Annotated in this window: 19 protein-coding genes; 4 read left to right on the top strand and 15 right to left on the bottom strand. The window is 73.2% G+C overall.

The window, feature by feature from the left end:
• Positions 1 to 18: 18 nt before the first annotated feature.
• The 3 genes from ABD106_RS02285 to efp are packed head-to-tail and all read right to left on the bottom strand — an operon-like array spanning position 19 to position 2294.
• Complete coding sequence (locus ABD106_RS02285) at positions 19 to 1254, bottom strand: FAD-dependent oxidoreductase (protein WP_343916885.1); 1236 nt, start codon at positions 1252 to 1254, stop codon at positions 19 to 21.
• A gap of 58 nt (positions 1255 to 1312) precedes the next feature.
• Entirely contained in the window at positions 1313 to 1732 is a 420-nt protein-coding gene (gene nusB, locus ABD106_RS02280) for a transcription antitermination factor NusB (protein WP_343916883.1), read from the bottom strand.
• A 1-nt stretch (position 1733) separates the two neighbouring features.
• The gene (gene efp, locus ABD106_RS02275) at positions 1734 to 2294 is read right to left on the bottom strand and encodes an elongation factor P (RefSeq protein WP_343916881.1); all 561 of its coding nucleotides are present in this window, start codon (positions 2292 to 2294) and stop codon (positions 1734 to 1736) included.
• Positions 2295 to 2390: 96 nt separating this feature from the next.
• Here efp and ABD106_RS02270 point away from each other — a divergent pair, with 96 nt between their 5' ends.
• A complete protein-coding gene (locus tag ABD106_RS02270) occupies positions 2391 to 3284 on the top strand; it encodes a class I SAM-dependent methyltransferase (protein WP_343916879.1) in 894 nt (297 codons plus the stop codon).
• 58 nt (positions 3285 to 3342) lie between these two features.
• Here the strand turns inward: ABD106_RS02270 and ABD106_RS02265 are convergent, their stop codons facing one another.
• From ABD106_RS02265 to ABD106_RS02210, 12 genes are all read right to left on the bottom strand, one after another.
• Complete coding sequence (locus ABD106_RS02265) at positions 3343 to 3780, bottom strand: type II 3-dehydroquinate dehydratase (protein ID WP_343916877.1); 438 nt, start codon at positions 3778 to 3780, stop codon at positions 3343 to 3345.
• 31 nt (positions 3781 to 3811) lie between these two features.
• The gene (locus ABD106_RS02260; RefSeq protein ID WP_343916875.1) at positions 3812 to 4168 is read right to left on the bottom strand and encodes a VOC family protein; all 357 of its coding nucleotides are present in this window, start codon (positions 4166 to 4168) and stop codon (positions 3812 to 3814) included.
• A 334-nt stretch (positions 4169 to 4502) separates the two neighbouring features.
• Positions 4503 to 5564, bottom strand: a complete 1062-nt coding sequence (gene aroB, locus ABD106_RS02255) for a 3-dehydroquinate synthase (protein ID WP_343916873.1) — start codon at positions 5562 to 5564, stop codon at positions 4503 to 4505.
• Between the two features lie 19 nt (positions 5565 to 5583).
• Positions 5584 to 6150: a shikimate kinase gene (locus ABD106_RS02250; RefSeq protein ID WP_343916871.1), complete on the bottom strand. Its 567-nt coding sequence runs from the start codon at positions 6148 to 6150 to the stop codon at positions 5584 to 5586.
• Positions 6147 to 7334, bottom strand: coding sequence for a chorismate synthase (aroC, locus tag ABD106_RS02245; RefSeq protein ID WP_343916869.1), 1188 nt, complete (start codon positions 7332 to 7334; stop codon positions 6147 to 6149). The genes ABD106_RS02250 and aroC overlap by 4 nt, the downstream gene beginning before the upstream one ends.
• Positions 7335 to 7336: 2 nt before the next feature.
• The gene (locus tag ABD106_RS02240; RefSeq protein WP_343916867.1) at positions 7337 to 8203 is read right to left on the bottom strand and encodes a shikimate dehydrogenase family protein; all 867 of its coding nucleotides are present in this window, start codon (positions 8201 to 8203) and stop codon (positions 7337 to 7339) included.
• A 1-nt stretch (position 8204) separates the two neighbouring features.
• Positions 8205 to 9281 carry an endolytic transglycosylase MltG gene (gene mltG, locus ABD106_RS02235; protein WP_343916865.1) on the bottom strand — a complete coding sequence of 359 codons (1077 nt, stop codon included), beginning with the start codon at positions 9279 to 9281 and terminating at the stop codon, positions 8205 to 8207.
• 1 nt (position 9282) lies between these two features.
• A complete protein-coding gene (ruvX, locus tag ABD106_RS02230; protein WP_343916863.1) occupies positions 9283 to 9768 on the bottom strand; it encodes a Holliday junction resolvase RuvX in 486 nt (161 codons plus the stop codon).
• A gap of 8 nt (positions 9769 to 9776) precedes the next feature.
• Positions 9777 to 12449 carry an alanine--tRNA ligase gene (gene alaS, locus ABD106_RS02225; RefSeq protein WP_343916861.1) on the bottom strand — a complete coding sequence of 891 codons (2673 nt, stop codon included), beginning with the start codon at positions 12447 to 12449 and terminating at the stop codon, positions 9777 to 9779.
• A gap of 121 nt (positions 12450 to 12570) precedes the next feature.
• A complete protein-coding gene (locus ABD106_RS02220) occupies positions 12571 to 12750 on the bottom strand; it encodes a hypothetical protein (RefSeq protein ID WP_343916859.1) in 180 nt (59 codons plus the stop codon).
• A gap of 114 nt (positions 12751 to 12864) precedes the next feature.
• Positions 12865 to 13494: a 30S ribosomal protein S4 gene (rpsD, locus tag ABD106_RS02215; RefSeq protein ID WP_343916857.1), complete on the bottom strand. Its 630-nt coding sequence runs from the start codon at positions 13492 to 13494 to the stop codon at positions 12865 to 12867.
• Positions 13495 to 13618: 124 nt separating this feature from the next.
• Positions 13619 to 14953 carry a replication-associated recombination protein A gene (locus ABD106_RS02210; protein WP_343916855.1) on the bottom strand — a complete coding sequence of 445 codons (1335 nt, stop codon included), beginning with the start codon at positions 14951 to 14953 and terminating at the stop codon, positions 13619 to 13621.
• Between the two features lie 90 nt (positions 14954 to 15043).
• On the opposite strand from ABD106_RS02210, the gene ABD106_RS02205 reads away from it, so the two are divergent.
• The 3 genes from ABD106_RS02205 to ABD106_RS02195 all read left to right on the top strand — a co-directional run.
• Positions 15044 to 15727 (top strand): hypothetical protein, encoded by a 684-nt coding sequence (locus ABD106_RS02205; protein WP_343916853.1) that lies wholly within the window; start codon positions 15044 to 15046, stop codon positions 15725 to 15727.
• Between the two features lie 97 nt (positions 15728 to 15824).
• Complete coding sequence (locus ABD106_RS02200) at positions 15825 to 16595, top strand: peptidylprolyl isomerase (RefSeq protein WP_343916851.1); 771 nt, start codon at positions 15825 to 15827, stop codon at positions 16593 to 16595.
• A 101-nt stretch (positions 16596 to 16696) separates the two neighbouring features.
• Positions 16697 to 18371: DUF349 domain-containing protein (locus tag ABD106_RS02195; protein WP_343916850.1), on the top strand; the 1675-nt coding region annotated here is incomplete at its 3' end.

The following is an 18371-nucleotide window of genomic DNA, read 5'->3' as shown; positions in this document are numbered from 1 at the left end:
TGTCTGATCGCATCCACCCTACCGCGTCGACGCGTGCCGCCCGGGTGGGGGACGCCCGTCGTCGACGTGCTCGGGGCGCAGCCCGAGCCCGATGAAGCGCCCCATCGCGTGCCGCAGCGCCGGGACGCGCTGCACGAGCCGCAGCGGCAGCGGCACCGGCACGGCAGCGCCCGGCTCCGCGATGCGCACGAGCACGGTCTCGAGCCGGCGCTGCACCGCCTGGGTCGCGCGTGCCGCCGGCTCCCGGCGGCGCTGGATGCGGTGCAGGAGCGCCTCGGTCGGCCGCGCGCTCGCGAGCCGCGGAGCGAGGGCGTTCGCCGTCGCGACGGCGTCCTGGATCGCGAGGTTCACGCCCACGCCGCCCGCGGGCGACATCGCGTGCGCGGCGTCGCCGATCGCGAGCAGCCCGTCGCGGTGCCATCGCTCGAGCCGGTCGATGCGCACGCGCAGCACCCGCACGTCTGCTGCCTCGAGCCGCGCGAGCCGCTCGGCGAACCGCGGCTCGAGCGCGCCGACCCGGCGTCGGAGCCCCTCGAGCGAGGCGGCGTCGTCCTGCCACGCGCCGCGCCGCACGATGTGCGCGGCCTGGAAGAAGCCGCCGCGGTCGATCGACAGCAGCGCCCCGTCGCCGACCTGCATGAACGGCACCCGCTCCCCCGCCTCGCGCGGCAGCCGGAACCACAGCACGTCGATCGCGCTCGGCGGGCCGACGGGCTCGAGCCCGGCATCCGCTCGCAGGGCCGAGTCCCGCCCGTCGGCGAGCACGGTGAGCCGCGCGCGCACCTCGACCGGGCCGTCGGGGCCGTCGGCCACGACGCCCGCGATCCGCTCGCCGTCGCGCACGAGCGCGGTGCCGGTGTGGCGCATCCGCACGTCGAAGCCCGACAGCGCCCGGCCGGCGTCGGCGAGCAGGTCGAGGAAGTCCCACTGCGGCATGAACGCGATGCAGCGCCGCACGGTCGGCAAGCGCGAGAAGTCGGCGAGCACGAGCCGGCGGCCCGAGAACCGCATCGTCACCTGCTGCATGTCTGCGTGCGGCAGGGCGAGGAAGCGGTCGAGCAGGCCGATCTCGTGCAGCACCTGCTGCGTCGACGGGTGGATCGTGTCGCCGCGGAAGTCGCGCAGGAAGTCGCCGTGCTGCTCGAGCACGACGACGCGGACGCCGCGGCGCGCGAGCAGCACGCCGAGCATCAGGCCGGCGGGGCCGCCGCCGACGATCGCGCAGTCGGTGTCGAGCACCTCGCGATCGAGCATGCGCCCAGCGTGCTCGCCCGACGCCCGCCGCGCCAGTGGCGCCTCGGGCCGCTGCGCGCTACCCGCGGGCGGCGGCGATCTTGCCGAGCACGCCGTTGATGAACGCGCCGGAGCGCTCGGTCGAGAGCTCGTTGGCGATGTGCACGGCCTCCGAGATCACGACGCTCGAGGGTGCGGTCTCGTGCTCGAGCTCCCACACGCCGACGCGCAGGATCGCGAGATCGGTCCGCGGCATGCGGTCGATCGGCCAGTTAGAGCTCGACGAGGCGATCAGCTCGTCGACGCCCTCGAGCTCGTCGGCGACACCCGCGACGATCTCGCGGGCGAAGGGGAACCATCCGTGGGTCGCCCAGCCGAGGCGGTCGGCGGTGTCGCGGAGCACCGTCTCAGGCGCCTCGTCCCTCGCCTGCGCCGAGTAGAGCACCTCGACGGCGTGCTTGCGCGCCTTGCGCCGGGCGGGGTAGGTCTCCTCACCCACGTCAGTTGACGCGGCCGAGGTAGCTGCCGTCGCGCGTGTCGACCTTGACGCGCGTGCCCTGCTCGACGAAGAGCGGCACCTGGATCTCGGCGCCCGTCTCGACGGTCGCGGTCTTCGTGCCGGCGCTCGAGCGGTCGCCCTGCAGGCCCGGTTCGGTGTACGTGATCTCGAGCACGACGGAGGTCGGCAGCTCGACCTGCAGCGCCTCGCCCTCGTGCATCGAGATGGTCGCGGTGCCGTTCTCGAGCAGGAAGCGTGCGCTGTCGCCGACGATGTCGGCGGGGATCGGCAGCTGCTCGTACGTGTCGTTGTCCATGAACACGAAGTCGGTGCCGTCGTTGTACAGGAACTGGTAGTCGCGGCGGTCGACCGTCGCGAAGTCGATCTTCGTGCCGGCGTTGAAGGTCTTGTCGACGACCTTCTGGCTGCGCGCGTTCCGCAGCTTCGTGCGCACGAACGCGCCGCCCTTGCCGGGCTTGACGTGCTGGAACTCGATGACGCTCCAGAGCTGACCGTCGAGGTTGAGCACCGCGCCGTTCTTGATGTCGTTCGTGGTTGCCATGCCGTGTGTTCCGTTCCGTGGGCCTCGAGGACCCTGCACGGGCCGACAGACGAGTGTACCGGGCGCTCGAGGCGGCCCCGATCGTACGCTTGGGACATGCAGCCAGCCTTCGACGTCGAGCACTCCGACGGCCACCGCGTCTCCCACGCCGAGGCCGCCGCCGTCAACCTCGCGAACTGGGACGACCGCGTGCCGATCCACGAGCGGCACTACGACGGCCTGCGGCTGCTGTCCGCCGATCCCACCGCGCTCACCGACGTCGTGCGCCGCGACCTGCCGGTGCTCGCGGAGTTGCTCGGCGCGGCGCCCGGCGATCCCAGGCCGCTCGCGGGGCGCTCACTCGCGCACCTGCAATGCCACCTCGGCACCGACACCGTCTCGCTCGCGCGCGCGGGCGCATCCGTCATCGGTCTCGACTTCTCGAGGGCGGCGCTCGACGTCGCCGCCCGGCTCTCGGAGGCGTGCGGCGTCGAGGCGCGCTGGGTCGAGAGCGACGTGCTCGACGCAGCGGCCGCGATCGGCACGACGGTCGACGTCGTCTACACCTCGATCGGCACGATCTGCTGGTTCCAGGACCTCGCGCGCTGGGCGTCGCAGATCGCGCAGCTGCTCGTGCCCGGCGGCCTGCTCTACTTCCGCGACGCGCACCCCGCGATGCTCGCGCTCGACGACGCCGACGCGAGCGAGCTGCGCCTCGTGCATCGCTACTTCGAGGACGGCACCGCGCTCGAGTGGATCGACGACTCGACGTACACGGGCGGCGACGAGCGCGTCGCACACCCGCGCACGCTCGAGTGGCCGCACTCGGTGGCGGAGATCGTCACGGCGCTGCTCGACGCGGGGCTGCGCATCGTCGCGCTCCGCGAGGGCACGGTGCTCGAGTGGTCGGCGCTGCCGAGCATGGTCGCCGTCGACGGCGGCTTCGCGCTCCCGGAGGCGGAGCGGCTGCGCGTGCCGGCCTCGCTCACGGTCGCCGCGGTGCGGCCGTGACGCGAGCGCGCGGCGGGGTTGCGACCGTGACCGTGACCGTGACCGTGACCGCGCGAGGCTACGCGCGCGACGCGATGGCGAGCGCCGCGAGCCGGTAGCCGTCGAGCCCGAAGCCCGCGATGACGCCGGTCGCGACGGCCGAGACGACGGACGTGTGGCGGAACGACTCGCGCGCGTGCGGGTTCGAGATGTGCACCTCGACGAGCGGCGCGACGCCCTGCAGCTGCGCGCACGCGTCGCGCAGCGCGTAGGAGTAGTGCGTGAACGCCGCGGGGTTGAGGATCACGGGCGTGCGCGCGTCGACCGCCTCGTGGAGCCAGCCGACGAGCTCGGCCTCGTCGTCCGTCTGCCGCACGACCGGCTCGATCGGCGCATCCGCCGTGCCCGCCGAGGCGACGAGCGGCGCGATGTCGGCGAGCGTCGCCGAGCCGTAGACGTCGGGCTCCCGCGTGCCGAGCCTGCCGAGGTTGGGTCCGTTGAGGACGAGGATGCGCATGCCGCCAGTCTGGCGCACAAGGCGCGCTCGCCTACATCTCGCCCTCGAACAGGCCGATGCTGTTGCCGTCGGGGTCGGTGAACACCGCCCACCAGCTCGTCGGCGAGACCTCGCCCTTCGGCAGCACGACCGTGCCGCCGAGCTGCTCGACCTTCGCGAGGGCCTCGTCGATCGAGTCGACCTCGATCACCGAGCGAGGCTGCGTGAAGCCCTCCTCGCGCGCGGTGAGGGCGCCGCCGGAGACGCCGTTCGGTGCCTGCCACATGGGGTAGCCCTCGTAGCCCTCCGTCTCGGTGATCTGCCAGCCGAAGATGCCGCCGTAGAACTCGGTCGCGCGCGCGATGTCGCTCACCGGGATCTCGAGATGCGTGATGTCGCCGTGTGCCATGCAGGGATTCTGGCCCGCGCCCGTCCGCACCGCCAGCCCCTGGCGCCCGTTGGTCGCTCCTGCCGCTGAGTGGTCACTCCCGACGCTGAGTGGTCACTCCCGACGCTGAGTGGTCGCTCCCGCCGCTGAGTGGTCGCTCCCGCCGCTGAGTGGTCGCTCCCGCCGCTCAGTGGTCTTCTCGGATACGTCCTCGGCGTCATCATGGGAATTGACCACTCAGGCGCGGGAGTGACCCCTCACACGCGCAAGTGACCACTCACACGCGGGAGTGACCCCTCACACGCGCAAGTGACCACTCGCGGTCGGGCGGGCGGCGGGGGGCGGGGTCCGCGGGTCAGTCCGCGAGGGACTGGTAGGCCATGAAGAGGAGGCTGTCGTCGGGGCCCTCGAGGATGCGGGGCTTGCCGACGTCGTCGAGCACGACGAAGCGGAGCATCGAGCCGCGCGTCTTCTTGTCGCGGCGCATGGTGCCGAGCACGGTCTGCCAGCGGCCCACGGGGTAGGTCGTCGGCAGCTCGAGCGACTCGAGGATCGCGCGGTGCCGGTCGACGACCGACTCCGGGAGGCGACCCGCGAGTCGCGACAGCTCGGCCGCGAACATCATGCCGATCGAGACCGCCGCGCCGTGGCGCCAGCGGTACCGCTCGGTGTGCTCGATCGCGTGGCCGAGCGTGTGCCCGTAGTTGAGGAACTCGCGCTCGCCGTGCTCGCGGAAGTCGTTCGCGACCACGCGCGCCTTCACGGCGATCGCGCGCGCGATGACCTCCTGGAACTCCGGGCTCGACGGGTCGGTCGTCGCGTCGAGCGACCCCTCGAGCAGCTCGAGGATGCGCGGATCGGCGATGAAGCCCGCCTTCACCACCTCGGCGAACCCGGTGAGCAGCTCGTTGCGCGGCAGCGAGTCGACGAGCTCGAGGTCGGTGACGACCGCCGCCGGGTGGTGGAAGGCGCCCACGAGGTTCTTGCCCTGCTCGGTGTTGATGCCCGTCTTGCCGCCGATCGCGGCGTCGACGATGCCGAGCACGCTCGTGGGCGCCTGGATGATGCGGATGCCGCGCAGCCACGTCGCGGCGGCGAAGCCCGCGAGGTCGGTCACAGCGCCGCCGCCGAGGCCGAGCACCGCATCCGTCCTGGAGAACTCCGCCTGCCCCATGATCTGCCACAGGAACTGCACGACCTCGATGCGCTTCGCCGCCTCCGCGTCGGGCACCTCGGCGAGCAGCACCTCGACGTCGAGCTCGGCCTTGAGGTGGTCGGCGACGCGGCTCATCGCGGGCTGGTGCACCACGAGCAGCCGCGTCGCGTCGCCGAGCGACGCGCGGATGCGGTCGACCAGGATGCCTCGGCCGACGTGGACCTCGTAGGGCGCCTCGGTCTCGACGCGGATGGTGGTCATGCGCTCCCCCTCTGATGTGTCACAGCCCGCGCTCCACGAGCCAGGCCTCGAGCCGGTCGACCAGCTGGGCCATGGGCGTCCTCGACGTGTCGACGACGGTGTCCGCGAGCTCGCGGTAGATCGGTTCGCGCTCCGCGGCGATGCGTCGCCATGACGCGATGCCGTCGGCGACGAGCGGGCGGCCACCGCCCGCGAGGCGGCGCTCGACCGCCTCCTCGTCGACCGTCACGAGCACGACGGTCGCGTGCGACAGCAGCGCGCGCGTGCGCTCGTCGAGCACCGCGCCGCCGCCGAGCGCGACGACCGAGCCCGGCACGAGCGCGTGCCGCACGGCCTCCGCCTCCCAGCCCCGGAACGCCGACTCGCCGTGCTCGGCGAACAGCTGCGGGATGGGCCCGTGCTCGAGCACGACGAGCTTGTCGGTGTCGGCGAACGTGCGGCCGATGCGGGCCGAGAGCTTCCGGCCGAGCGACGACTTGCCCGCGGCCATGGGCCCGATGAGCGCGATCGGCGGCACGGTGCCCGCCTCGTCGCCCGGCCGTGGGCCGGCCGCGTCTGCCTGCCCGCCCGCGAGAGGGGCTGTCACGGGGCGGTGCGCAGCTGCTCGGGGATCGCGGCCAGGTAGGCGTCGAGGTTCCTGCGCGTCTCGGCGATCGAGTCGCCGCCGAGCTTCTCGACCATCGCGTCGGCGAGCACGAGCGCGACCATCGCCTCGGCGACGACGCCAGCGGCAGGCACGGCGCACACGTCGCTGCGCTGGTGGTGCGCCTGCGCGGCCTCGCCCGTCGCGACGTCGATCGTGCGCAGCGCTCGCGGCACGGTCGCGATCGGCTTCATGCCCGCGCGCACGCGCAGCGGGTCGCCCGTCGACATGCCGCCCTCGATGCCGCCCGCTCGACCGGTCTCGCGGTGCACGCCGTCGGCACCGACGACGAGCTCGTCGTGCGCGACGCTGCCGCGACGGCGCGTCGTCTCGAAGCCGTCGCCGACCTCGACGCCCTTGATCGCCTGGATGCTCATGAGGGCCTGGGCGAGCCGGCCGTCGAGCCTGCGGTCCCAGTGCACGTACGAGCCGAGCCCGGGCGGCAGGCCGTAGGCGAGCACCTCGACGACGCCGCCGAGCGTATCGCCGGCGCGCCGTGCGTCGTCGACCTCGGCGAGCATCGCGGCGCTCGTCGCCTCGTCGAGGCAGCGCAGCTCGTCGGCGTCGAGCCGGTCGACGTCGTCCGGCACGGGCAGCGTCGCGTCGTCGGGCACGCGCACCGGACCGATCGAGAGGGTGTGGCTCACGAGTCGCACGCCGAGCTCGCCGAGGAAGGCGCGGGCGACGGCGCCGAGCGCGACGCGCGCGGCCGTCTCCCGAGCGCTCGCGCGCTCGAGCACGGGCCGGGCCTCGTCGAAGCCGTGCTTCTGCATGCCGACGAGGTCGGCGTGGCCCGGGCGCGGCCGCGTGAGCTTCGCGGCGCGCGCGCCGGTGAGCTCGCCCTCGAGCGGCGCGGCGCTCATGACCTCGGTCCACTTGGGCCACTCGGTGTTGCCGATCCGGAGCGCGATGGGGCCGCCCTGCGTGAGGCCGTGGCGCACGCCGCCCGAGATCGACAGCTCGTCCTGCTCGAACTTCATGCGGGCGCCGCGGCCCGCGCCGAGCTTGCGGCGCTGCAGGTCGGCCTGGATCTGCGCCGCGCTGATGGGCACGCCCGCGGGCATGCCCTCGAGGAGGGCGATCAGTTCGGGTCCGTGGGATTCCCCAGCGGTGAGCCAGCGCAGCATGCTCATGATTCTTCCAGAGACTGGGATGCCCCGGCGCCGTTCGCGCCGTCGGCGAGAGCCGCGCGCATGGCGGCGGCCACGCGGGGCTCGTCGGGCAGCGGCGACTCGACGGCACCGAGCGCGAAGATGCGGGCCTGCAGCACGGCTTGGCCGAGCAGCATCTCGCGGCCGTCGATGATGGTCGCGGCGGGCAGCGCGCCGAGGAAGCGGGAGCCGTCCGGCCGCGCGTAGTCGGCGTCGAGCAGCCGCGACGGCGGCGTCGCGAAGGCGGGCACCGCCTCGGCCGCGGCCGGGAGCGTCGAGACGGCGGCGTCGACGCCCGGCAGCGGCTCGTCGAGGCCCTGCACGTGCAGCGCGATCCGCAGGCTCTCGGCGAGCTCGCGCAGCCGCTCGGCCTTCGCCGGCGAGCGGAGGGCCACCGTCACGCGCCGCGCGCCCATCGCCGCGAGGGCGACGAGCGAGGTCTGCGCCGTCGCGCCCGCGCCGACGATCGCGCCGGAGCGCGCTTCCTCGAGCCCCGCATCTGCGAACGCGCGCACGATGCCGCCGACGTCGGTGTTCCAGCCGCGCACCGCGCGCCCGCCGACGCCGTCGGCGAGCAGCAGCGTGTTCGCGGTGCCGGTCACGCGCGCGAGCGCGTCGAGCTCGACCGCGATAGCCGCGGCGTCGTGCTTGTGCGGCGCCGTCACCGACAGGCCGAGCCACTCGGCGCCGAGCGCCCCGACGAACCCCGCGAGCTCGCCGGGAGGCACGGCGCAGCGCCGGTAGTCCCACTCGAGCCCGAGCGCCCTCGCAGCCGCGCCGTGCAGCGCGGGCGACAGGGAGTGGTCGACGGGCCAGCCGACCACGGCGAGCCGGCGGGCCGTCACGTCACCCGCCCCAGCCCGGATTGTCGCGGAGGAACTGCTGGAACTGCTGCACCGCGACCTGGTGCTCCTCGAAGGTCTCGGAGAAGACCGTCTCGCCCGTCTCGGGGTTGACGGTGACGAAGAACAGCCAGTTCCCCTCGGTCGGCGACAGCGCCGCCTGGATCGCGACGTCGCCGGGCGCGCCGATCGGGCCGACGGGCAGCCCGGGGTTGGCGTAGGTGTTGTACGGGTTCGTCGCATCGGCCCGCTCCTCCTGCGTCGTCGTGACGACGTGGAAGTTGCCGGTGCCGTAGGCGACCGTCGCATCCGACTGCAGGTTCATGCCGATGTCGAGCCGGTTCTGGAAGACGCGAGCGACCTTGCCGAAGTCGTCGGGCAGTCGCGCCTCGCGCTGGACGAGCGACGCGAAGATGAGCACGCGCTCCTGATCGGCCTCGGGCACGCCCGCCTCGGTGAGCGCCTGCCGCTGACGCTCGACCATCGTCGTGAGCACGTCGACGGCGGTCACGCCCTCGTCGAACGTGTACGTCGCGGGAAAGAGCCAGCCCTCGAGCGACACGGCGTTGGCGGGCAGCGCGAACTGCGTGAGATCGCCCTCAGCCTGCAGGAACTCGGCTCGCGGGATGCCGAGGTCGCGCTCAAGCCGCTCGTACACCTGCTGCAGGGTGTAGCCCTCGGGCACGGTCACCCGCAGCTCGACCTTGTTCGCGGGGTCGAGCAGCGCGTCGACAGCACCCTGGGCCGACATCTGCTGCATGAGCCGGTACGCGCCCGGTTGCAGCTGGATCGACGGGTCGGCGACGAGGATGTCGGTGAAGGCCTCGGCGCTCGCGACCACGTCCTGCTCCACGAGCGTCGCCGCGACGTCGTAGCCGTTCTGGCCCGACTGCACCTGCACGACGACCTCGCCGGTGCCGGGTCCCGGGTAGTCCTCGGGGCCGCTGAAGCGCTCCATCACGCGCGGGATCCCCCACCAGGCGGCGATCCCGAGGGCCGCGATGACGACGAGGGCGATGATCGCCCCGACGAGACGCCTGCGACTCCGCTGCTTGCGCTCCCGCGCTCGGCGACCGGCCATGTCATTCCCCTCCGCTGGCGGCAGCGCCGCCCTGTCCGTCGACGGCGTCGAGCAGCTCGCCGGGCGCTCGCCCGGCGCTGCGCTCGCTGTCGAGCGCGTGCTGCAGGATGACGACCGCCGCCGCCTGGTCGATGCTCGAGCGCTGCTGCCTGCTCGACTTGCCGGCCGCGCGCATGCCGGCCGACGCCGTCACGGTCGAGAGCCGCTCGTCGACGAGCCGCACCGGCATCGACGCCGACAGCAGCGCCGCGATGTCGCGCGCGTCCTGCGTGCTCGCGGTGTCGCCACCGGAGAGCGAGATGGGCAGGCCGACGACGGCCTCGACGGCGTCGAGCTCGACGGCGATCGCACGCAACCGGGCGACGACGTCGCTCGACGCCCGCTGGATGGTCTCCACCGGGGTCGCGAGCAGCCCGTCGCGGTCGCTGCGCGCGACACCGACGCGCGCACGGCCGACATCGACGCCGATCCGCACGCCGCGTCGCATGGTGCCGCTCAGCGCCCGGTCCCTGCTCGATCGATCCCGGCTCGCACGGCCTCGATCGCCGCGGGCATCGCGCTCGCGTCCTGACCGCCGCCCTGCGCCATGTCGGGCTTGCCGCCGCCACCGCCGCCGAGCGCTCCCGCCGCCGCCTTCGCGAGCGGTCCCGCTGCGATGCCGCCGTCGCGCGCCGCCTGGTTCGTGGCGACGACGATCGCCGGTCGGCCGTCGACCGCGCCGCCGATCGCGACGACCGCGGGATCGCCGCCGAGCCGCTCACGCACCTGCGCCGCGAGCGACCGCAGGTCGTCCGGCGAGCCGATCGCGCCGAGGTCGACGGCGGCGAACCGCACGTCGCCGATGCGCGAGGCAGAGTCCGCGATGGGCTGCACGCGGCCCGCGAGCTGCTGCGACTCGAACTGCGCGATCCGCTTCTCGGCCGTCTTGAGCGACGCGACGAGCTCCTGGATGCGCCCGGGCAGCTGCTCCTTCGGCGTCTTCAGCATCTGCGTCAGCTCGCTCACGAGCGAGCGCTCCGCGACGAGCTGCCGGAACGCATCCGGGCCCACGGCAGCCTCGACGCGACGGTTCGTGGAGCCGACGCTCGACTCGCTCGTGATCGAGATGAGCCCGATCTGGCTCGACGTCGCGACGTGCGTGCCGCCGCACAGCTCGCGCGACCAGGGACCGCCGATGTCGACCATGCGCACGGCATCGCCGTACTTCTCGCCGAAGAGCGCCATCGCGCCGAGCGCCTTCGCCTCGTCGAGCGGCATGACGCGCGTCTCGACGGGCAGGTCGTCGCGGATCGCGGTGTTCGCGATCCCCTCGAGCTCCTGGCGCATGTCGTTCGAGAGCGCGCTCGACCACGAGAAGTCGAGGCGCATGTATCCGGCCTTGTTGTAGGAGCCCGACTGGTGCGCGTCGGGTCCGAGCAGCTCGCGCAGCGCGGCGTGCACGACGTGCGTCGCGGAGTGCGCCTGGTTCGCGGCCCGGCGGTAGCGCGGGTCGACGACCGCGTGCGCGACGTCGCCGATGGCGATCTCGCCCGAGGTCACGCGCACGGTGTGGCTCACGAGCCCCGAGATCGGGCGCTGCACGTCGAGCACGTCGGCCTCGAAGCCGGAGCCGATGAGGCGGCCCTGGTCGCTGTCCTGGCCGCCTGACTCCGCGTAGAGCGCGGTCGCGGTGAGGACGACCTCGACCTCCTGGCCGACGCCGGCCGAGGCGACCTGCGCGCCGTCGGCGACGATGCCGATGACCTCGCCGTCGGCCTCGAGCTCGTCGTAGCCGAGGAAGGCGGTCTCGCCCTTCGCTCGCAGGTCGCTGTAGACCGACAGGTCGGCGAGCAGCTTGCGGCGCGACTTCGCGTCGGCCTTCGCCCGCGTGCGCTGCTCGCTCATGAGCGTCTCGAAGGTGGAGCGGTCGACCTGCAGGCCGGCCTCCTCCGCGATCTCCATCGTGAGGTCGATGGGGAAGCCGTAGGTGTCGTGCAGCAGGAACGCCGTCTTGCCCGGCACGACGTTGCCGGCGTCGCCGCGGACGTCGGCGATCGCGAGGTCGAGCACGGTCGAGCCCGACTCGAGGGTCGAGCGGAACGTCTCCTCCTCGGCGATCGCGAGGCGCTCGATGCGCGGGTAGGCCTGCTCGAGCTCGGGGTAGGCGGTCACCATCGCGTCGCGACTCGCACCGAAGAGCGTCGGGAAGGTCGCGTCCTGCACGCCCAGCAACCGCATCGAGCGGATCGCGCGGCGCATGAGCCGGCGCAGGATGTAGCCGCGGCCGTCGTTGCCCGGCGTGACGCCGTCGCCCATGAGCATGAGCGACGAGCGGATGTGGTCGGCGATGACGCGCATGCGGACATCGTCCTCGTGCACGGCGCCGTAGCGGCGGCCCGAGAGCTCGCTCGCGAGGTCGAGCACGGGCCGCACCTGGTCGATCTCGTACATGTTCTGCACGCCCTGCTTGAGGAACGCGATGCGCTCGAGCCCCATGCCGGTGTCGATGTTCTTGCTCGGCAGCTCGCGCACGATCGTGAACTCGGTCTTCGAGCGCACGTCGGCGATCTCGTCCTGCATGAAGACGAGGTTCCAGATCTCGACGTAGCGGTCGCTGCCGGTCGCGGGACCGCCCTCGGGGCCGTACTCGGGGCCGAGGTCGTAGAAGATCTCGGAGTCGGGACCGGCGGGGCCGGGCTGCCCCGTCATCCAGTAGTTGTCCTCGAGCCCGAGCCGCTGGATGCGCGACGCGGAGATGTCGGTGATCTCGAGCCACAGCCGCTCGGCCTCGTCGTCGGTCTCGAAGACCGTGACCCAGAGCCGCTGCGGGTCGAAGCCGTAGTTGCCGTCGGCCTCCGAGCCCGTGAGCAGCTCCCACGCGTACGCGATCGCCTCGCGCTTGAAGTAGTCGCCGAACGACCAGTTGCCCGCCATCTGGAAGAAGGTGCCGTGCCGCGGCGTGCGGCCGACCTCCTCGATGTCGTTCGTGCGGATGCACTTCTGCACGTCCGCGACGCGCGGCCACGGCGCGGGCACCCTGCCGGAGAGGTAGGGGATGAACGGCACCATGCCGGCGATCGTGAACATGATCGCGGGGTCGTCGCTCACGAGCGAGGCCGACGGCACGATCTGGTGGTCGCGGCGCTCGAAGTAGCTCAGGAAGCGGCTGTGGATGTCTGCGGTCTGCATGGGGGTCAGGTCTCTCCAGCCCGCTGTGGGCCTGACGGATGGGGGCCAAACGGATGGAGCCCCGCCGATCGGGGGCATGACGAGCCCGGGCGCGTTGCGCCCGGGCTCGGTTCGAGTGTCGTCACTCGCCTCGCAGCTCGCGGTCGCGAGCCTGGTAGCCGTCCTTGACGGCATCCGTGAACTCGCGACTCCGGGCGTCGACGCCGTCGAGCAGCGCCTTGCCCTTCTCGGTCTCGTCGATGCGGCGGGCGGCGAAGACGCCGATGACGACGCCGATCGCCAGGAACAGGAGCTTCTTCACAGCGGGGTCCCCCTCGTGTCACGCTCTCCCCCGAGCCGGTCGGCCTCGGGGCTTCGACAGTCTAACGACGAGAGGGGTCGCCTTCCGGCGACCCCTCTCGGCGATGGATGTGGATCAGCGCGCGGCGTAGTACTCGACGACGAGCTGGACCTCGGCCACGACGGGCACCTCTGCGCGCTTCGGGCGGCGCACGAGGCGCGCCTGCAGGCGGTCGAGCTGCACCTCGAGGTACGGCGGGACGGGCGGCAGCACGCCGGCGTGACCGCCGGCGGCAGCGACCTGGAACGGCTCCATGCCGGACGAGCGCTCGTGGACGTGGATCGTCTGGCCCGGCTTGACGCGGAACGACGGGCGGTCGACGCGCTGGCCGTCGACCATGATGTGGCGGTGCACGACCATCTGTCGGGCCTGCGACATCGTGCGGGCGAAGCCGGAGCGGAGCACGAGCGCGTCGAGGCGCATCTCGAGCAGCTCGACGAGGTTCTCACCCGTCAGGCCGGCCTGGCGGCGGGCCTCGTTGAAGGTGGTGCGCATCTGGGCCTCGCGGATGCCGTACTGCGCCCTCAGGCGCTGCTTCTCGCGGAGGCGGACGGCGTAGTCGCTGTCGGCCTTGCGCTTCGTGCGGCCGTGCTGGCCGGGGCCGTAGGGGCGCTTCTCGAGGTAGCGCGCCGCCTTCGGGGTCAGGGCGATGCCGAGGGCGCGCGAGAGGCGCGTCTTCGACCGGGTACGGGACTTCGTGGACATGACTTCCTTCGCTGAGTCGCTGCCGCGCGAGCGGCTGTCCCGGCAGAGTGCCGGGGCTTAAGGAGGGGTGCGGGCCCGGCGGCGCGGCGATGCCGGCCTGTGGACCAGCGACCAGGCTAGCAGATCAGCCGTCTCCGGCCAGGATCTTGCGGATGCGCTCGAGCCGCGCCGCGATGTCGCGCTCGAAGCCGTGCTGCCCCGGCTCGTAGTAGCGGCGGCCCACGAGCGGGTCGGGCAGGTGCTGCTGCGTCGCGACGCCGTGCGGCGCGTCGTGCGCGTAGCGGTAGCCCTTGCCGTGACCGAGCCGCTTCGCGCCCGCGTAGTGCGCGTCGCGGAGGTGGTTGGGCACGCGGCCGAAGTCGCCGGCGCGCACGTCGGCGATCGCGCTGTTGATGCCGAGGTACGACCGGTTCGACTTCGGCGCGGTCGCGAGGTAGACGACCGCTTGGGCGAGCGGGATGCGGCCCTCCGGCATCCCGATCATCTGCACGGCGGTCGCGGCGGCCGTCGCGATCACGAGCCCTTGCGGGTCGGCCATGCCGATGTCCTCGCTCGCGAGCACGATGATGCGGCGCGCGATGAACCGGGGGTCCTCCCCCGCCTCGATCATGCGCGCGAGGTAGTGGAGCGCGGCGTCGGGGTCGGAGCCGCGCACCGACTTGATGAACGCCGAGATGACGTCGTAGTGCTCGTCGCCCTGCCGGTCGTACCGCAGCAGCGCCCGGTCGACGGCGCTCGCCACCGCGTCTGCCGTCACGATCGCGGGGCCGTCTGCGTCGCCCGCCGCCTCGATCGCGTGCGCGCCGGCCGCCTCGAGGGCCGTGAGCGCCCGCCTCGCGTCGCCCGAGGAGAGGCGGATGAGCTGGCGGCGCGCGTCGTCGTCGAGCTCGATGGCGCCGTCGAAGCCGCGCGGATCGGCGACGGCGCGCGCGATGAGCTCGGTGATGTCGTCGTCGTCGAGCGGCTGGAGCGTCAGCAGCAGCGAGCGCGACAGCAGCGGGCTCACGACGCTGAACGACGGGTTCTCGGTGGTCGCCGCGATGAGCGTGACCCAGCCCTGCTCGACGCCCGGGAGCAGCGCATCCTGCTGCGCCTTCGAGAAGCGGTGGATCTCGTCGAGGAAGAGCACGGTGGAGCGGGAGAAGAGGTCGCGCTCGTTGAGCGCCTCCTCCATCACCTGCCGCACGTCCTTCACGCCCGCGGTGACCGCGCTCAGCTCGACGAAGCGGCGCGCGGAGGAGTGCGCGATCGACTGGGCGAGGGTCGTCTTGCCGGTGCCGGGCGGGCCCCAGAGGATGACGCTCTGGCCGCTCGGCGTCGACCCGTCGGCACCGACGCCCGACGCCGCGAGCCGGCGCAGCGGCGAGCCGGGGCCGAGCAGGTGCCGCTGCCCGACGACCTCGTCGAGGCTCGTGGGGCGCATGCGCACCGCGAGCGGCGCTGTCGTCCCCCTGGCCATGCCTCCATGCTAGGCGGCACGTGTGACATCCCCGGCGCCTGGTGCCGCGCGCTCGTCGCCCACGGCTGCGCGCTCCGTCATGATGGCGGCATGGATGTGATCGCCCGGGCGCGCGCCCGCGCGGAGCGCGGGAAGGTGAGGGATGCCGTCGAGCTGCTCAAGCCGCACGCCGCTGCGGATCGGCCGCCCTACGAGAGGCGTCGGGCGCTCGCCCAGCTGTACCGCGATCTCGGCGCACCCGACCAGGCGGGACGCTGGGGCATCGCGATCGATGGCTGGACGACGCCATTCGAGCGCGATCGGCTGGCGCGTGCGCTCGTCTCGTACGAGCGTCCGCGGACGTTCCTGTCGCTGCCGGCGTCTGCGCCGGAGCCGGCGGATCTCGCCGCCGTGCTCGAGCTGCGCGCGAAGCACAGCGAGGGCGCGGCTCAGCGGTTCCGCGACGCGGGCGAGATCTCGGCGCAGAGCCCGGAGTCCCGGGCTCTTCGTCGCGAGGAGGCGCTCTGGGCCGCCGCGGCCGTGCTGCTCGCACTCGGCGCGGTCGGCCCGTCGGTGGCGATAGCGATGGGACGGATGCTGGCGCAGGATCCCTTGGCGGTGACGGCAGCCGGGGCCGGCTGGAGCGTCATGGCGCTCGGGGTGCTCCTCATCGGCCTCAGCCGGTTGCTGCAGGACCGGCGGCCGCGCATCGGTCCCTTCGTCTGGTCCGCGGTCGCGATGGCGTGCCTCGCCACCGTGTGCTTCGTGGTCGCAGCGCACTGGAGCGCGGGCTGAGGGCTCCTCTCCCGGAGCGAGCGGCGGGCATCGCCGGAGGCGGTAGCCTGATCCGCGGCCGCGCGGGCGCGCGGCAGCCGCCTCGCAAGGAGAGCCCGTGGTCACGAAGCAGGAGCAGGAGCGCCGCGTGCGCGACTATCGCGCACGGCAGACGGTGCACCAGCGCCGGCAGCGACGCCAGCGTCGCGACTCGATCGTCGGCGCGCTCGCCGCCCTCGTCGTGCTCGTCGGCGGCACCGCGCTGCTCTCGACCGTGCAGCCGCCCGCCGATCCGGCCGAGACCGCGCCCGCCGCGAGCGAGACCGCCCCGGCACCCGGCGAGACCCAGGCCGAGTCGCTCGTGCCCGACCCCTCGCTCGCCGAGGGCCGCACGTGGACGGGATCGCTCACGATCAACGGCATCGAGCTCGGGGTCGAGCTCGACGGCGCTGCCGCGCCGCAGGCCGTCTCCGCCGTGCTCGCCGACACGCAGCGCGACTACTACGACGGCAAGTCGTGCCACCGCCTCACCACGAGCGAGGGCTTCAGCGTGCTGCAGTGCGGCTCGGCCGACGGCCAGGGCTCGGGCGACCCGTCCTACATGTACGGGCCGGTCGAGAACGCTCCGGCCGACGACGTCTACGTCGAGGGCACGATCGCGATGGCGCGCCAGGGCAACAACGCCGACTCGAACGGCCACCAGTTCTTCATCGTCTACGGCGACACGACCATCCCCTCGGATGCGGCGGGCGGCTACAGCGTCATCGGTCGCGTGACCTCGGGGCTCGACCAGCTGACCGCCGACGTCATCTCGCTCGGCACGCAGGACGGAGCCCCCGACGGCCCGCCCGCGGAGCCGGTCGCGATCGACGACTTCCAGCTGCAGTAGCGCTCGCGCCGGGGTCGCAGAGCGGGGCCGGCAATGGCCCCTGCCCTCGCTCCACCGCGCTAGGCTCGACCTGCCCGTTCCCTCGTACGAGAGACTCCGTCATGCCCGAGCCCATCCAGCCCATCGATCCCGAGACCTCGGAGCAGTCCACCCAGGACGCCGCGGTCGGGGACACCAGCGCCCACGAGGCCCCGGAGGCGAGCAGCGACGCCGCCACCGAGGCCCCGGTCGACGCAGCGTCCGCCGACGCCGCGCCCGAGTCGCCCGCAGCCGAGCCCGAGGCGGCAGCAGCCGGCATCGAGGCTCCCGAGCCCGCCGCCGACGAGGCAGCCCTCGCCGCTGCGGCCGACGCCTCGACCGGCATCCCCGCCGAGCGGTCCGTCGCCGAGCTCTCGGCCGACGAGGCCCCGATCGAGCCTGCCGAGCAGCCCGCCGACGAGCCGGCAGCGCGGCCCGCCGAGCAGTCGACGGAGCAGTCGACCGAGGCGCTGGCAGCACCGGCAGAGCCCGCGGCAGAGGAGGCGCCCGCCGCCGAGGGCCCCACGTTCGGCGACCCCGTCATCGAGCGCGGCATGGGCGCGGTCGACGCGACCGGTACCGTCGCGGTCAAGGACGGCGACGCCTGGCGCGTCGTCGGCCAGTTCCCCGACGTGGAAGCCTCGGAGGCGCTCGGCTACTTCGAGCGCAAGTTCGCCGACCTCGAGGGTCAGGTCCGCCTGCTCGAGCAGCGCATCCGCGGCGGCGCGAACGCCCGCGACGTCGCCAAGGCGGCCGCGCACCTCCACACGACCGTCTCGAGCGCCAACGCGGTCGGCGACACCGGCTCGCTCCTGACCCGTCTCGACGCCCTGCGCGGCGAGCTCGGCCAGCTCGAGGCGAAGCAGCAGGCCGCGAGCAAGGCAGAGGTCGACGAGGCGATCGCCGAGCGCACGCGCGTCGTCGAGGCGATCGAGCAGCTCGCCGCCGCCGACCTCGAGAACGTCCAGTGGAAGCAGACGATGCAGCGCGTCGACGCACTGTTCGCCGACTGGCAGCGCCTGCAGAAGGACGGCCCCCGCTTGTCGAAGGGCCAGGCCGACGCGCTCTGGAAGCGCTTCCGCGACGCGCGAGCCACCCTCGAGGGTGCTCGCCGCCGGTTCTTCGCCGATCTCGACGCCTCGCACAAGGACGTCCGCGCGCGCAAGCAGGCGCTCGTCGACCAGGCCAAGGCGCTCGCGCCGAAGGGCGTCGACGGCATCCCCGCGTACCGCGCGCTGCTCGACGACTGGAAGAACGCGGGCCGCGCCGGTCGGAAGATCGACGACGCACTGTGGGCGCAGTTCAAGGAGGCCGGCGACGTCCTCTTCCAGGCGAAGACCGAGCAGTCGGCCGTCGAGAACGAGGAGTACACGGCCAACCTCGAGGCGAAGCGCGCGCTCCTCGAGGAGGCCGCACCGATCCTGCAGCTCACCGACCGGGCAGCCGCCCGCGAGGCGCTGCTGCCGATCCAGCGCCGCTGGGACGAGATCGGTCGCGTGCCGCGCGAGGCGCTCCGCGAGGTCGAGGACAAGATGCGCGCGATCGAGACGCACGTGCGCGAGCTCGACGAGCGGCACTGGAAGGCGTCGAACCCGGAGCGCAAGGCGCGCTCCGAGGGCCTCGCCGGCCAGCTCGAGGAGGCCATCGAGAAGCTCGAGGCCGAGGTCGCGGCAGCCACCGACGCGAAGCAGCGGTCGGAGCTCGAGGCCGAGCTCGCGACGAAGCGCTCCTGGCTCGAGGTCGTCGCAGCCGCAGGCT

Origin of the sequence: Agrococcus citreus, assembly GCF_039527715.1 — a bacterium.
Taxonomy (GTDB): Bacteria; Actinomycetota; Actinomycetes; order Actinomycetales; family Microbacteriaceae; genus Agrococcus; species Agrococcus citreus.
The sequence above is the reverse complement of the archived record's forward strand: the minus strand, read 5'-3'. Positions and strand labels throughout refer to the sequence as shown.

Excerpts from the sequence above, each read along its gene's own strand:
- ABD106_RS02285 (WP_343916885.1), bottom strand. The coding sequence starts at position 1,254 with ATGCTCGATCGCGAGGTGCTCGACACCGACTGCGCGATCGTCGGCGGC.
- efp (WP_343916881.1), bottom strand. The coding sequence starts at position 2,294 with ATGGCAACCACGAACGACATCAAGAACGGCGCGGTGCTCAACCTCGAC.
- ABD106_RS02270 (WP_343916879.1), top strand. The coding sequence starts at position 2,391 with ATGCAGCCAGCCTTCGACGTCGAGCACTCCGACGGCCACCGCGTCTCC.
- ABD106_RS02265 (WP_343916877.1), bottom strand. The coding sequence starts at position 3,780 with ATGCGCATCCTCGTCCTCAACGGACCCAACCTCGGCAGGCTCGGCACG.
- ABD106_RS02260 (WP_343916875.1), bottom strand. The coding sequence starts at position 4,168 with ATGGCACACGGCGACATCACGCATCTCGAGATCCCGGTGAGCGACATC.
- aroB (WP_343916873.1), bottom strand. The coding sequence starts at position 5,564 with ATGACCACCATCCGCGTCGAGACCGAGGCGCCCTACGAGGTCCACGTC.
- aroC (WP_343916869.1), bottom strand. The coding sequence starts at position 7,334 with ATGCTGCGCTGGCTCACCGCTGGGGAATCCCACGGACCCGAACTGATC.
- mltG (WP_343916865.1), bottom strand. The coding sequence starts at position 9,281 with ATGGCCGGTCGCCGAGCGCGGGAGCGCAAGCAGCGGAGTCGCAGGCGT.
- ruvX (WP_343916863.1), bottom strand. The coding sequence starts at position 9,768 with ATGCGACGCGGCGTGCGGATCGGCGTCGATGTCGGCCGTGCGCGCGTC.
- alaS (WP_343916861.1), bottom strand. The coding sequence starts at position 12,449 with ATGCAGACCGCAGACATCCACAGCCGCTTCCTGAGCTACTTCGAGCGC.
- rpsD (WP_343916857.1), bottom strand. The coding sequence starts at position 13,494 with ATGTCCACGAAGTCCCGTACCCGGTCGAAGACGCGCCTCTCGCGCGCC.
- ABD106_RS02210 (WP_343916855.1), bottom strand. The coding sequence starts at position 14,953 with ATGGCCAGGGGGACGACAGCGCCGCTCGCGGTGCGCATGCGCCCCACG.
- ABD106_RS02205 (WP_343916853.1), top strand. The coding sequence starts at position 15,044 with ATGGATGTGATCGCCCGGGCGCGCGCCCGCGCGGAGCGCGGGAAGGTG.